The sequence below is a fragment of the Flavobacterium kochi genome, assembly GCF_048286715.1.
Taxonomy (GTDB): Bacteria; Bacteroidota; Bacteroidia; order Flavobacteriales; family Flavobacteriaceae; genus Flavobacterium.
Map to the genome: position 1 here is coordinate 1 of NZ_JBLVPW010000033.1, position 14,300 is coordinate 14,300.

The following is a 14,300-nucleotide window of genomic DNA, read 5'->3' on the forward strand; positions in this document are numbered from 1 at the left end:
ACAATTATCTGTAGTTACAGGAGCAGTAGCGGTAGCGCTACATTGTCCAGTTACATCAGCCAAAACAGGAACTACCGGTTTGGTGGTATCGGTAATTACTACATTTTGGGTAGCAGTGGAAGCATTTCCAACTGCATCGGTGAATGTCCAAGTGATGGTGTGCGTTCCTTGAGTCGCATAAGTTAAAGCATCTGATGTTGTTCCGGTAATTGTACCAGAACAATTATCTGTAGTTACAGGAGCAGTAGCGGTAGCGCTGCATTGTCCAGTTACATCAGCCAAAACAGGAACTACCGGTTTGGTAGTATCGGTAATTACTACTTTTTGGGTAGCAGTGGAAGCATTTCCAACTGCATCGGTGAATGTCCAAGTGATGGTGTGTGTTCCCTGAGTAGAATAAGTTAAAGCATCTGATGTTGTTCCGGTAATTGTACCGGAACAATTATCTGTAGTTACAGGAGCAGTAGCGGTAGCGCTACATTGTCCAGTTACATCAGCCAAAACAGGAACTACCGGTTTGGTGGTATCGGTAATTACTACATTTTGGGTAGTGGTAGAAGCATTTCCAACAGCATCAGTGAATGTCCAAGTGATGGTGTGCGTTCCCTGAGTAGAATAAGTTAAAGCATCTGATGTTGTTCCGGTGATTGTACCGGAACAATTATCAGTAGTTACAGGAGCAGTAGCGGTAGCGCTACATTGTCCAGTTACATCAGCCAAAACAGGAACTACCGGTTTGGTGGTATCAGTGATCACTACATTTTGGGTAGTGGTAGAAGCATTTCCAACAGCATCAGTGAATGTCCAAGTGATGGTGTGCGTTCCCTGAGTAGAATAAGTTAAAGCATCTGATGTTGTTCCGGTGATTGTACCGGAACAATTATCAGTAGTTACAGGAGCAGTAGCGGTAGCGCTACATTGTCCAGTTACATCAGCCAAAACAGGAACTACCGGTTTGGTGGTATCAGTAATCATTACTTTTTGAGTACAAGTCGCAAATTTACCGGCATGATCTGTAGCAGTCCATGTAACGATTGTTTGTCCAATCGGGAAAGCAGCAGGCGCATTATTGGTTATGGTAACAGAAGTATCACAATTGTCAGTTGCAGTTGCAGCACCGATGGCACCAACATAAGTACAAGCTGTGTTAGTTCCAGTATTGAAATCTGCAGGACAAGTAATCACAGGGGCAGTAGTGTCCTCAACGTTAACTGTAGATGCAGCAGAAGTCTGCTCACATGAAGTTATTCCATTTTTTATTTTTACTTTATAATTTCCATTTGCTGTAACAATAAGTGTTGATGCTGTTTGGCCGCTGATAATTAAATTGTCTTTATACCAAACATAACTTGGAGAGGCGGCATTTGTATTGGCAGTTAAAGTAGTTGATAAACATGAATTTAATGTTCCGGTTATAGCTGCTGTTGGTAAATCGTATACTGTAACGTTAAATGAACAAGTTTTTGTTTTTGTTCCAGTAGATCCGAAATATGTAGCAACATATTGCAAATCATGAGAACCAACAGTATAGAAACCAGGGGTTGGAGCTGTAACTGTAAAGTCGACACCTGCAGAACAACCTGTATCGTTTAAAAAAGCCTTAACAGCAATAATTGTATCCCCTTTATTTGCATTACTAGGTTTATTACCAGTATAATGAAAAACAAATTGAAGCCTGTAAACTCCAGTTAAATGGGTAGAAGAACCAGTTCCTACATCAAAATTAGTGGCCCAGCTATAGGTACTGGTAGTAGAAGTTACTTGTTGGGTAGCTAACGGTATGTCAGGACGGGATGGTGTACCATCCCCAACTAAAATCAGTTGAACGGTATAAGGATTTGAACCATCATAAGTTACATTTATAGATGCATTTGTATCGTCTTCGATTGTTAAGTATGGAGTACTGATTTTTGAATCATGTGAGTTATCGCCATCATTGCCTGAAAACAACTTAATATGTCCACCGCTGCCTCCAACTCTTTGTATATAATTAAATTTCCAACAGTTAGCCTTTAAAAGAGACTCATTTAATTCAAATAACATTTCGAAACTGGCATTCTGATTTCCACCAGAGCAAGTTTGGGTAACATTAGGGGCATCCCAAGTAAAATAAGCGCCAGACTGACCTCCAACGACCGCATCTGCACATTTGGTTTGGTTAGCTGGACAATTGGTAATACTGATACAAGCATCGCCAGTTGTAATTTGTGCATAAACGTTACCTAAATCAAAAAATGTAGTCGTAAGCAACAACATTAATGAAGAAACGAATCTAAAAAAAGTAATTTTTTTCATGATTTCTTGTTTAATTTATTTGGGACAAAAAACTAAATATTTATTTAAATTGACCGTTTTTGTAGTAAAATCCCAGTATTTTTATGCTAAACTAGCTAGAATGATTTGATTAAATTTTTTTTTTCTACCAATTACCTAAATACTCGTTGAAACGACATTTCTTGTTAAAAAAAATAAAAAATGCTAGTTATCAGCCTTTTTTAAGAGAATTTAAATTTCTTTTTATAGTGTTTCTGTTTTTTTTAAATAAAATTTTAACATTTCAAATCTATATTTTAAATTAATATTAACAAAAAAAAATAAGAGAAAATTCTTAAAATATTGATTACATGGATGTTTAGTTATTTTTTTATAAGAATAATCGTATGTTAATATGAATTATTAAAACGTTTTTATTATGTTTTTTTATAAGATTAGTTATCATAAACTAGTTTTATTTCCATTATTTGTGTTTGAATAAAAAGTAGGTTTGAAAAATATTTTGTAATTTGTAATCTCTAATAATTGGATCCGATGGCATTGATGAATAAAAACTTGTAAGTATGAAAAATTTAATATTAATACGGCACGCAAAATCAAGTTGGGATGCTCCGTTGCATGATAAAGATCGTCCGTTGACGCATAAGGGAATGAAAGATGCCCATCTGGTAGCTTCTCACGTAAAAGATTTTATTCCGAAGTCATATGTGATGTGGAGCAGCACGGCAGAAAGAGCTTTAGAAACAGCACTGATTTTTGCTCAAAATATATCATATCCCATCGAATGTATTGATTATAAAGACGCACTTTATACTTTTGATGAAAATAAACTGGAAAAAGTTATCAAATCGTGCGATAATGGTATAGAAAGTGTTATTCTTTTCGGACATAATGAGGCTATTACAAATTTTGTTAATAAATTTGGAGATGCATTTATTAATAATGTTCCTACAGCCGGGTTTGTGTCTTTAAAATTTGATACAGACAACTGGGATAGCATTAAAAAGGGCAAAACTAAAAAAGTAATATTTCCCAAAGATTTAAAATAAATAAAGTGTCAGAACATAAATATATTGATAGAGAAAAAAGTTGGTTAGCGTTCAATGCAAGAGTTTTACAGGAAGCCGCGGATGATTCGGTACCGTTATTGGACAGATTACGATTTTTAGGTATTTTTTCGAATAATATGGATGAGTTTTTCAGAGTTCGTTTTGCCGCTATCAGAAGATTAAGCCTTTCAGGAATATCAGGAGAGAAATATCTTGGTGGTATTTCGGCGCAACAATTAGTGAAGGATATTACAGAGATAGTAATTCAGCAACAATCCGAAAGTCTCCGAATTTTGAACATTATCGAAACCAAACTTGAGACAGAAAACATATTCATTATTAATGAAAATGAAATTTCCAGAGAACAGGAAAATTATTTAAAAGACTTTTTTATTCAGAAATTAAGTCCCGAGTTAGTAACCATAATACTGAATGATTTAGCAGAATTTCCTTTGTTGAAAGATACTTTAGGATATTTGGCTGTAAAATTGGTTATGAATGAAACCGCAGAAGTGCGATATGCAGTTATTGAAATTCCAAAAACAATTAATCGATTTGTTGTTTTACCTTCTAGTAATGAAAAGCAATACGTAATCCTACTGGATGACGTTATAAGACATAATTTGAAAAGTATCTTTAATATTTTCGATTACCAAAGCGTTTCCGCACATATGATAAAAATCACCAGAGATGCGCAATTAGACATCGATAGTGATTTGAGTAAAAGTATGATCGAAAAAATTTCTACAAGCGTAAAAGATAGGAGAATAGGGGAGCCTGTTCGGTTTATCTATGATCAGTTAATAGAAAAAGATACGCTTCAATTTTTCCTCGATAAAATGAAAATTGTTACTACCGACAGTATTATTCCCGGTGGTAGGTATCACAACAGACGTGATTATATGAATTTTCCAAATCTTGGCAGGTTCGATTTATTGTATCAAACAAACGAACCTTTGCCGATTCCTGGATTAAGTCTTGAAGGAAGTATATTGGAAAAAATCAGTACCAAAGATTATTTGTTAAACGCACCTTATCAGTCTTTTTCTTATCTCACTAAATTTTTGCGGGAAGCAGCTCTTGACCCAAAAGTAACTTCCATAAAAATCACATTATACCGATTGGCAAAAAATTCTCAAATTATAAGTTCACTTATAAATGCTGCCAAAAACGGGAAAAAAGTAACTGTTCAAATCGAATTGCAAGCTCGTTTTGATGAAGCTTCTAATATTTCATATGCGGAGCAAATGAAAACGGAAGGCATTGAACTTATTTTCGGAATAAAAGGGCTAAAAGTCCACAGTAAAATTTGTGTTATTGAGAGAACTGAAAACGATAAAATTAAGAGATATGGTTTTATTTCTACAGGGAATTTTAATGAATCGACAGCAAAAGTGTATACTGATGTTACTCTATTTACAAGTCACCAACAAATTTTAAAAGACATCACAAAAATTTTCGAATTTTTCGATATTAATTATAGAGTTCATCGATACAAACATCTTATTGTTTCTCCTCATTACACCCGAACTAGATTTTATAAACTGATCGATAGAGAAATTTTGCATGCTTCAGCAGGTAGAAAAACGCATATAAAGTTAAAAATGAATAGTTTATCAGATTTTAAAATGATTGATAAATTATATGAAGCCAGTAATGCGGGAGTAAAAATACAATTGGAAATCAGAGGTATTTGTTCATTGATACCTGGAATTCCTGGGATGAGTGAAAACATAGAAGCAATAAGTATTGTAGATAATTATCTGGAACATTCCAGAGTTTATATTTTTGGGAATGCCGGACAAACAGAAGTTTACATTTCTTCAGCTGATTTTATGACAAGAAATCTCGATGGTCGTGTCGAAGTTACTTGTCCAATTTATGATCAGGAAATTAAAAATGAACTCATAGATAATTTCGATTTAGGTTGGAAAGGAAATGTAAAAGCGAGATATCATTCTTATAAATTAGATAATAAATACAGGGTAAGAAATCATAATCCAATTTTTAGAGCCCAATTAGAGACGTATAAATATTATCGAAATAAAATTGACGTTTTAGAAGAAATTGTTTAAAAAGTGGTTTCATATTTGCTATTGTCCTCGAATAAAATAAGAAACTAAATTCAAATCTTAGATTAAGAATGATTAAATTAAAAAAATATGCTGCAATAGATATCGGTTCAAATGCGATGCGTTTACTGGTTGTAAATATTGTTGAGCAAGATGGAAAAGAACCCCAATTCAATAAAAGTTCTCTTGTACGTGTACCAATTCGTTTGGGACAAGATGCTTTTACAGTAGGTGAAATTTCTCAAGAGAATATGGAAAGGATGTGTGATGCCATGAAAGCATTCAATCTATTAATGAAAGTACATAAGGTGGAACGCTATATGGCATTTGCAACTTCGGCGATGCGCGAAGCCTACAACGGTAAGGAAGTTGTAGCATTAATCAAGAAAAAAGCGGATATTAAAATAGAAATCATTGATGGAAAAAAGGAGGCGGCAATCATTGCTTCAACTGATTTGCATCATTTGTTAAAAACAGATCAGACCTATCTTTTTGTGGATGTTGGCGGTGGAAGTACTGAATTTACCTTATTTTCCAATGGTAAAATGATAAATTCAAGATCATTCAAGGCAGGGACAGTGCGCTTGCTGAATGATATGGTTTGCGATGTGGTTTGGGATGAAATTGAGAAATGGATAAAGACAAATACGCAAGAATATGATGAAGTTACTTTGATTGGTTCTGGTGGAAATATTAATAAAATCTTCAAAATGTCAGGCAAAATACAAGAAAAGCCTTTGTCTTACATTTACATGAATTCTCAATATGCTTTCTTGAATTCACTTTCTTATGAACAGAGAATTTCAGAATTAGGATTAAATCCGGATCGTGCCGATGTAATTCTTCCAGCGACCAGAATTTATCTTAATGCAATGAAGTGGAGTGGAGCAAGAAATATTTATGTGCCAAAAATTGGGCTTTCAGATGGTATTGTAAAAGCTATGTATTACGGTAAGATATAATTTATCTATATGAATAAAAACAGATTAGAAGCATTTAGTGATGGTGTTTTGGCTATCATAATTACTATTATGATACTGGATATAAAAGTTCCGGAAGGAGAAAATTTTAGCGATCTGCAATTTTTGTTTCCTAAATTTATCAGTTACATATTAAGTTTTGTATATGTAGGCATATACTGGAATAATCATCATCATATGCTGCAAAGTGTTACTAAAGTAAATGGTAAAATTCTTTGGGCAAATCTTCATTTGTTATTTTGGCTGTCATTAATTCCCGTTTCTACGGGATGGATGGGAGAACATAATTTTGCCAAAGCTACCATTACATTGTACGGAGTAATTCTTTTTTTCGCAGCAATTGCTTTTTGGTTGCTTCAAAAAATAATTATATCCAGTGAAGGAGAAAATTCAATATTGGCAAAAGCAGTTGGGAAAAATTTTAAAGGAAATATTTCTAACCTTTTATACTTTAGCGCAATAGTCATTTCTTTTTTTTATGAAATCGTAGCTGCTTCTATTTATGTTATAGTGGCAATGATATGGCTTATACCTGATAAAAGAATTGAAAAAGTTATCAATTCTAATGAAATGACCTAACTCGTATCGCATGATATTATGCATCCAAATCTAATCCAAATGTTGTTCGTAAGAGTTCAATGTTTGGATTTATTTCAAGAAGCCTGTTGTATCGGTCTTGGTCATTGAAGTTTCTTTTACTTTCTACACTTTCATTTACAATAACTTCTATAGTAATATCATGATTGTGTAAATGACCTTTCAAATGTCCTAAAAGCCCATTTAATTCTTTTTCAAAATCTAATTTAGAACCTTCATTTGGTAATTCAATTGAGATTGCGGTTCCATTTAATTTAGGGTCGTTGATGAGTAATAAAGATTCCATGATTTTATACCCTTTGTCCCCTAAACGCTGTGCATATTTATTCCAATGCACTAACATTTCCGTTTCGGTAAAAGTTTCGGTTGGTAAATGAAGTACTTCTTTTACTATTCCTTTGTTACTTTCTTCTAATGCTTTTTTGGCACGAATACTCGATAATGAAAAAGCGGAAACCTTTGGTTCATTGGATTCTGGAATAGCAATTTTGACTTTAACAGTAGGAACTGGAGTTGAAGGAGCACTAACAAAAGTTTCCTGTTCTTTTTCTTGAATTGTTTCTACTGCTGGAGGAGTTAGACTAATTTCTTTAGCTGTTGGGTTTTGCTTCGCTTGTTCACTTGCGCTGGAGTCGACTATCGAGTAATCGTTCTTTCTAAAATAAGTAGGAGGAATTATAAATTGCTCAACTTTTTTTTTTCTCCATCAAAAGTGATAGAGGCAAGTTGCATCAGGCATAGTTCAACAAGAAGGCGTTGATTCTGGCTCAGTTTGTATTTTAAATCACAATCATTTGCAATTTCTATTCCTTTTAAAAGAAAGTCTTGGCTGCATTTTTGTGCTTGCACACCATACATTTGTTGTGCTTGTTCCCCAACTTCTAATAAGGATAAAGTAGCAGGTGTTTTAGAAACTAATAAATCTCTAAAATGAGATGCTAATCCGGATACAAAATGATGTGCATCAAATCCTTTGGCAAGAATTTCGTTGAAAGCAATTAATAGGTCTGGAATTTTATTTTCCAGAATCAAATCAGTTACATTAATGTAGGTCTCGTAATCCAAAACATTTAAGTTTTCTGTAACTGCCTGACGTGTTAAATCTTTTCCACAAAAAGAAACTACTCTGTCAAAAATAGATAAAGCATCACGCATCGCTCCATCTGCTTTTTGAGCAATGATATGTAAAGCATCATCTTCAAAATTGACACCTTGACTGGTGGCAACTTCGGCAAGATGCTCTTTGGCATCTTTTACGGTAATTCTTTTGAAATCAAATATCTGACAACGAGAAAGTATCGTTGGAATAATTTTATGCTTTTCGGTCGTTGCTAGTATAAAAATGGCATGTTTTGGCGGTTCTTCTAATGTCTTTAAGAAAGCATTAAAAGCTGCCGAAGACAACATGTGGACCTCGTCAATAATATATACTTTGTACTGTCCCGTTTGTGGCGGAATACGGACTTGGTCAATTAAATTCCTGATATCATCAACAGAATTGTTGGAAGCAGCATCTAATTCGAAAACATTAAAGGCAAAATCTTCATTGGGATCATCATATCCTGGCTGATTTATTTTTCGGGCCAGAATACGGGCGCACGTTGTTTTACCAACCCCACGAGGTCCCGTGAATAATAGGGCAGAAGCAAGGTGATTGCTTTCTATGGCATTCAACAAAGTATTGGTAATGGCTTTTTGTCCTACAACATCTTTAAATGTTTGAGGACGATATTTACGAGCCGATACAACAAATTGTTCCATAGAAATTTATTCGAAAGCAAATATAGGTTTTAATTTAAAGATTGAAAAATTTGCGGCTTGAAAGATTTTATAATTTTTCCAAATGCTTTTTATTTCCCAAATGCTCAGCGCGTATCGGAGTGGGAATCGTTATGTTCCGGACTGCTGTGCCTAAGATTGCTTTATTGTATTTTTATTTTCAGAAGAATTAAGTGAATTTCACTGGTGAAAGATAGCTGGAAATAACGGTTGATTAAATTTGTGGCATTCTATTTTTTTATTCTTTATTTAATTGAAATTAAATTGTCGTATCGTTCTTAACTAAAAAGAGCTCTTGAAGAATTGGAAAGTTTCAGACCTGATAATGGATATTCAGGGATTCCTTTTTGTTGTATTAACACTTTGAATTTCATTCCCATATCGATCAATAATCGGTAGTTAATCATTGATTCCTGCATGGCCAATACCAGATTATCAGGATTAGCACTTAAAGCTGAATTTTGATATTCTTTAATACCCAACGCCAATAAAAATTGCGCTTGGTCCACAATTCCACAACAATCCATTCCGAATTGTGAACCCCAATACGATAGCGCAGAAAAGTTTATATGTGTTGTAATGTCTTGTTGCCCGACAAATTGATAAGGATTGTCGTTTTTTTGATGTTTATAATAACATAAGAGGGTACCGCAACTCCGACGGCTGTTGTATAATTCAGGTGATAATGACCCATAGTCGATGGTGAGTACGTAACCTTTCTGTAAAGATTGAGCAATTTCTTTTATCCATGATACGGCTTCTAAATTAATTTCTGTGCGAAATCCTGCTGGCAATTGAATATTTAATGCAGTTAAATAATCTAGGAGTTCTTTTTTTGCAGGTTGTAGTAGTTCAATAAAACCCTCTTTATAATCTACGAAGACTTCTTTCAGTTGCTCTTCCATAATTACCTGATAAACCGAAAAATTATCAATCAATTCATTGGACAAAATACAGCCGTTAATTTCAGGAATATCTTGAATAGAGTTATACCAAGTAACCTTTTCATTTAAATGTTTCTTTTGTATTTCCCGCATGCGGGCACTTTTTTCAATAATGCAATAGCTTACCTTCTTATATAAAGAGTTATTATTTTTGAGATAATCTAAAATATCATGACACAATAGGCCTGTACCGGCACCATATTCCACAATTTTAAAAGGCTTTTTCTTTAAGTTTTGCCACATTTCTTCGATTTGACGTCCAATCATAGCACCAAATGCAGCAGTAAGATTAGCGCTGGTATAGAAATCCCCATCCGCCCCAATCTTGTTTTGAGTAGAATTATAATATCCCAATTCAGGATAATATAAGGCCATCTCCATAAAATCTCTAAAAGATAATGGACCTTCTTTTTCAATTCGTCTTATTATTATTTCGGAAAGCGACATCTAATTTATATATTAAATCGTGAAGTTTTTTCTCATAAATAAATTACAAATAGCCTTTGATATAATTTAAAAAAAGGAGGTCGAAATAAATCTACTTTATTTTTACTTTTGTCTTCCTTTAATGCTGATTTCATGCAAAACCCTTGCAGCATCATTTTCAGAATTTGCAGCAAAACCAGCTACAAACACCCCTTTTTTACCGCTACTGGATTTTATACCGTACACAGTAGCTTCATCGTCAGGATCGCTGTCTCCTTCGTATCGGTATATGTGTTCTATTTCATATCGATGTGGATTTTTGATAATGTCTTCCTCATGAAGATTAAAATCGAACGTAAATCCCATTTCATTCAAATCGTCTAAGGCTTTAGAAACATTAGCATAATGATATATGTTTGACATAATATTAGATTTATTGTTAATGTTTAAAGATAACTATTTTATTATGAATTCATTGTCAAAGAGTTGTTAAAGTAAATAATCTAAAACCAAAAAACAGGATTAAATGTTGTAAATTCGCACCGCAGACCGCCTTATCGTCGTTTTGAGCAATCAGAAGGGAGGAAAGTCCGGACACCATAGGGAAGCATAACGGGTAACGCCCGTCGGGTTGAGAAATCGATTCAGGACAAGTGCAACAGAAAGTATGTACAGGTAATGCTGTAGTGAAACCAGGTAAACTCTATGCGGTGAAATATCAAGTATATCAGCATTTAGGGGCTTCTCGTCCGTTGTTGAAGGGTAGATAGCTTGAGCTTATGAGTAATTATAAGCCTAGATAAATGATAAGGCTCCGATTTTTCGGTGACAGAATCCGGCTTATAGGTCTGCATTTTTTATTTTTTGTCGCGAAGGCGCGCAAAGACCCTAAGTTTTTATGTATTTGATCTACAAAGAAGTGAAGACGTTAGGTTCCTTCTTTTTTTGCCACAAAGGCACTACTTTTTTTCTCGTTTTTTACACTTTACTTTTTTGGAATTATGTATCAATAACTCATTTTCTTTGAGCCTTCGTGTCTTTGTGACAAGTTTGATTGTGTAACTTTGTGTTTCGATTTGATATAATGAATTATCATCGATTGACAGTATTAATATGAAAACAAGAATTGGAATTTTAGGATTGGGTGGAGTAGGTGGTTATTTTGGGGGATTATTGGCCAAAGCTTACTTTCATTCCGATGCCATAGAAATTATATTTATTGCCCGTGGAGAAACCCAAAAAGCAATATCCCAAAATGGATTGAAAATTATTTTAGACGAAAGTGAAATGATTGTTTTTCCAAATTTGGTTTCTAACAATCCGGAAGAAATTGGGCGACTGGATTACCTTATTTGTGCGACTAAAACTTATGATATCGAATCCAGTTTTCTTTCTGTACAAAACTGTATTTCGCCGAATACGGTAATTCTTCCCTTATATAATGGTGTTGATGCTACGGAACGCATACAAACGTTGTTTCCTGAAAATATTGTTTTGCAAGGCTGCGCCTATATTGTTTCGATGATTCTGTCTCCCGGAGTTATTAGAAAATTAGGCCATTTTGAAAAACTATTTTTTGGTTCAGGAACCGCTCCTGTTTCCCAATTGAATACGTTAGAAGCCATATTGAAAAATGCCGGAATCGAAAGTTATCTTGCAGAAAGTATTGAAGAAACGGTTTGGGAAAAATTTATTTTTATTTCAGCTTTGGCTTCGGCTACTTCGTATTTAAATCAAAATATCGGCGCTGTTTTGAATAATCCGGCTAGCAAGTCAATTTATATTTCACTGCTAAATGAAATTACTTCAGTAGCTGCGGCAAAAGGATTAGCGATGCCCAAGGACATTGTTGCCCAAACGATTGTCAAACTGGAAAAATCTCCACAAGATGCCACTTCATCGATGCACAGGGATTTTTTAGCAAATCGAGAAACAGAAGTAGCTTCCTTGACAGACTATGTGGTAAAGGAAGGGATAAAATATGCGGTTGAAACACCTATGTATCAAATGATATTGGAGAAATTGTTGCGATAAAAAAGAATGACTTAGTCTTTAATTTTAAATTCTAATCCAATATTCCGAACGCTATCGATACTAATTCGAGAATCCTCTTTGAAATATTTTCGAATTTTACTGATGTAGACATCCATACTTCTTCCGGAAAAAAAGTCGTCGTTTCCCCAAATCGCTTTTAAGATTTGCTCTCGTTTTAGCATTTGGTTCTTGTGAATATAAAAGAAATGAATAAGAGATGCTTCTTTCTCTGTGAGCTGTTGTGTTTTAATGTTATTTTTTAGACACAAACGTTTGGTATCGAATAAATACATACCAATTCGTAATTCATCAGTTTTTGAAAAAATCGTTTGTTTTTGTTGACTTCTCTTTAAGATATTAGTCAATCGTAAAACAAGTTCTTCAGCCTCAAAAGGTTTTACAATATAATCATCGGCACCTAATTTTAATCCAATGATTTTATCTTCTTTTAACTTTCTTGCCGTTAGAAAAACAAAAGGAATTTCAGGATTGATTTTAATGATTTTTTCAGCAAGTGTGAACCCGTCCATTTTTGGCATCATAATGTCGAAAACACAAATATCGAAAGTGGAAGACTTGAAAATGACCAATGCTTCTTCTCCATTTTCGGCCCAGGTGACGTCATATGAATACAATTCCAAATATTGTTTCAGAACAGATGCAAAATCAGCATCGTCTTCGACTAAAAGTAGTTTTTTCAATAGAGAATTATTAAACATTAAACATAAAAGTAAATACAGATCCTTTTCCTAAATCACTGATGACAGCAATCGAGCCTTGGTGTGCTTTTATGATTTGATGTACATAATAAAGCCCTAAACCCAGTCCCTTTACATTATGTAAATTGCCTTGCTCGACTCTGTAAAATTTATCAAAGAGTAAGGAATGGTTATTTTTCGAAATTCCAATTCCATTGTCTTTAATACTAATGTAAAATTGGTTTCGAATTAATTCTGTTTTAATGGTAATAGTGGTGCTGCCATATTTTACGGCATTTTCGAGTACGTTTTGAATGGCAGTTGTTAAATGAAATTGATCTAATAACAAAGTAATTTTTTCTGCATTGAAGTCCACTATGATCTTCATTTTTGGATTTGAAATTCTAAAATCGCCAATAATTGTATTCAAAAAAATCTGCGAATCAATTTTTTCTTTTTGTAATTCAATTTCGTTTTCTCCCAATGAACTTGCCATTACCTGGTCAATCAAATTTTGCAAACGATTATTTTGCCGTGAAATTGTATGGAGAATACCGTTGAATTGGACTTCGTTATCCCGAATGTCTTTTCGCTCCAATATTTTTGTGGAAATCCCCAAACTTGTCAAAGGTGTTTTGAGTTCATGGGTGATATTATTGATAAAATCAGTTTTGATTTCGTTCACCTTTTTTTGTTTGACTAATGCTTTAATGGCAATTACAAAAAGAGTTATTAACGTTAGAATTAAAAATAGGGATAAGAACAACACCATTCTCATTCTTTTTAGAATTATGGTTTCCCAATCAATTACGGAAACATACATAGAATCTTCGGTAAGTAATTTATAATCCAGCGTCGGTGAACCACTTGTTGTTCCAACATAATTTCGTACTAAAAAAGCATTGTCCAAAGAAGCCAAATCGCCATACAATTTGTTTTTTATAAATGATTTTTCGGAATAAATAGTGTCGGTTTTTTTTCGACTGTAAATGATAAACTTGTTGAGAACAACGGCAAAATCAATAGTAATGTTTGGGATTTCTCTTTCAAATTTAAGTTGCAGTTTTCGGGTTAACTCGTCTCTAAAATGGTTTTGAAGGAGCGCATTTTTAATTTGAAATTTAGTTTTTTTATCTCGAATATAATTTTCCGCTAATTGCTTATAAAGGGATTCTTTTTTGTATATCATTGCCGAATCAATATCGCTATAATCATTAGAGACAGCAGCAATCTCCTCTTTAATTTCCGAGTGAAATTGAGCTACCTTATAATCGTAACTTGTTTTTACCAAATAGCATTGCACAAGCGATAAAGCTATCAAAGCGATGACAGAAAACACAATTAATAAATTGATTCTTTGTTTCATTTGCTACAAAATACAATTCAAAAATAAGTCTTTTATAACTCAATTCAGCCATTAACCTTGTATTAACCTTCGATTAACTCA

At 33.8% G+C, this 14,300-nt stretch carries 13 protein-coding genes and 1 other RNA gene; 7 read left to right on the plus strand and 7 right to left on the minus strand.

What is annotated here, in order from left to right:
• Positions 1–2,295: HYR-like domain-containing protein (locus tag ACNQGH_RS19535; protein ID WP_417957708.1), on the minus strand; the 2,295-nt coding region annotated here is incomplete at its 3' end.
• A gap of 542 nt (positions 2,296–2,837) precedes the next feature.
• Here ACNQGH_RS19535 and ACNQGH_RS19540 point away from each other — a divergent pair.
• The 4 genes from ACNQGH_RS19540 (at position 2,838) to ACNQGH_RS19555 (ending at position 6,954) form a co-directional block, all read left to right on the plus strand.
• A complete protein-coding gene (locus tag ACNQGH_RS19540; RefSeq protein WP_417957709.1) occupies positions 2,838–3,323 on the plus strand; it encodes a SixA phosphatase family protein in 486 nt (161 codons plus the stop codon).
• Positions 3,324–3,328: 5 nt separating this feature from the next.
• Positions 3,329–5,398: a polyphosphate kinase 1 gene (ppk1, locus tag ACNQGH_RS19545; protein WP_417957710.1), complete on the plus strand. Its 2,070-nt coding sequence runs from the start codon at positions 3,329–3,331 to the stop codon at positions 5,396–5,398.
• A 68-nt stretch (positions 5,399–5,466) separates the two neighbouring features.
• A complete protein-coding gene (locus ACNQGH_RS19550; RefSeq protein ID WP_417957711.1) occupies positions 5,467–6,357 on the plus strand; it encodes a Ppx/GppA phosphatase family protein in 891 nt (296 codons plus the stop codon).
• A gap of 9 nt (positions 6,358–6,366) precedes the next feature.
• A complete protein-coding gene (locus ACNQGH_RS19555) occupies positions 6,367–6,954 on the plus strand; it encodes a TMEM175 family protein (protein ID WP_417957712.1) in 588 nt (195 codons plus the stop codon).
• A 16-nt stretch (positions 6,955–6,970) separates the two neighbouring features.
• Here ACNQGH_RS19555 and ACNQGH_RS19560 read toward each other — a convergent pair whose 3' ends face one another.
• Entirely contained in the window at positions 6,971–7,315 is a 345-nt protein-coding gene (locus tag ACNQGH_RS19560) for a DNA polymerase III (RefSeq protein ID WP_417957713.1), read from the minus strand.
• 79 nt (positions 7,316–7,394) lie between these two features.
• Between ACNQGH_RS19560 and ACNQGH_RS19565 the strand changes: the two genes are divergently transcribed.
• On the plus strand, positions 7,395–7,526 hold the full coding sequence (locus ACNQGH_RS19565) for a hypothetical protein (RefSeq protein WP_417957714.1): 132 nt from the start codon (positions 7,395–7,397) through the stop codon (positions 7,524–7,526).
• A gap of 121 nt (positions 7,527–7,647) precedes the next feature.
• On the opposite strand, the gene dnaX is transcribed toward ACNQGH_RS19565, so the two are convergent.
• The 3 genes from dnaX to ACNQGH_RS19580 all read right to left on the minus strand — a co-directional run bounded on the left by dnaX (position 7,648) and on the right by ACNQGH_RS19580 (position 10,544).
• Positions 7,648–8,733, minus strand: coding sequence for a DNA polymerase III subunit gamma/tau (gene dnaX / locus ACNQGH_RS19570; protein ID WP_416836735.1), 1,086 nt, complete (start codon positions 8,731–8,733; stop codon positions 7,648–7,650).
• A 296-nt stretch (positions 8,734–9,029) separates the two neighbouring features.
• Positions 9,030–10,142 carry a class I SAM-dependent methyltransferase gene (locus ACNQGH_RS19575; protein ID WP_417957715.1) on the minus strand — a complete coding sequence of 371 codons (1,113 nt, stop codon included), beginning with the start codon at positions 10,140–10,142 and terminating at the stop codon, positions 9,030–9,032.
• A 102-nt stretch (positions 10,143–10,244) separates the two neighbouring features.
• The gene (locus ACNQGH_RS19580; RefSeq protein WP_417957716.1) at positions 10,245–10,544 is read right to left on the minus strand and encodes an SH3 domain-containing protein; all 300 of its coding nucleotides are present in this window, start codon (positions 10,542–10,544) and stop codon (positions 10,245–10,247) included.
• A gap of 118 nt (positions 10,545–10,662) precedes the next feature.
• Here ACNQGH_RS19580 and rnpB point away from each other — a divergent pair.
• Both rnpB and ACNQGH_RS19590 read left to right on the plus strand, forming a co-directional pair.
• Positions 10,663–10,980: RNase P RNA component class A (rnpB, locus tag ACNQGH_RS19585), an RNA gene on the plus strand.
• Between the two features lie 254 nt (positions 10,981–11,234).
• The gene (locus ACNQGH_RS19590) at positions 11,235–12,155 is read left to right on the plus strand and encodes a ketopantoate reductase family protein (RefSeq protein ID WP_417957717.1); all 921 of its coding nucleotides are present in this window, start codon (positions 11,235–11,237) and stop codon (positions 12,153–12,155) included.
• A gap of 11 nt (positions 12,156–12,166) precedes the next feature.
• Here ACNQGH_RS19590 and ACNQGH_RS19595 read toward each other — a convergent pair whose 3' ends face one another.
• Both ACNQGH_RS19595 and ACNQGH_RS19600 read right to left on the minus strand, forming a co-directional pair.
• Positions 12,167–12,856 (minus strand): response regulator transcription factor, encoded by a 690-nt coding sequence (locus tag ACNQGH_RS19595; protein WP_417957718.1) that lies wholly within the window; start codon positions 12,854–12,856, stop codon positions 12,167–12,169.
• A gap of 10 nt (positions 12,857–12,866) precedes the next feature.
• The gene (locus tag ACNQGH_RS19600; RefSeq protein WP_417957719.1) at positions 12,867–14,219 is read right to left on the minus strand and encodes a sensor histidine kinase; all 1,353 of its coding nucleotides are present in this window, start codon (positions 14,217–14,219) and stop codon (positions 12,867–12,869) included.
• Between the last annotated feature and the right edge of the window lie 81 nt (positions 14,220–14,300).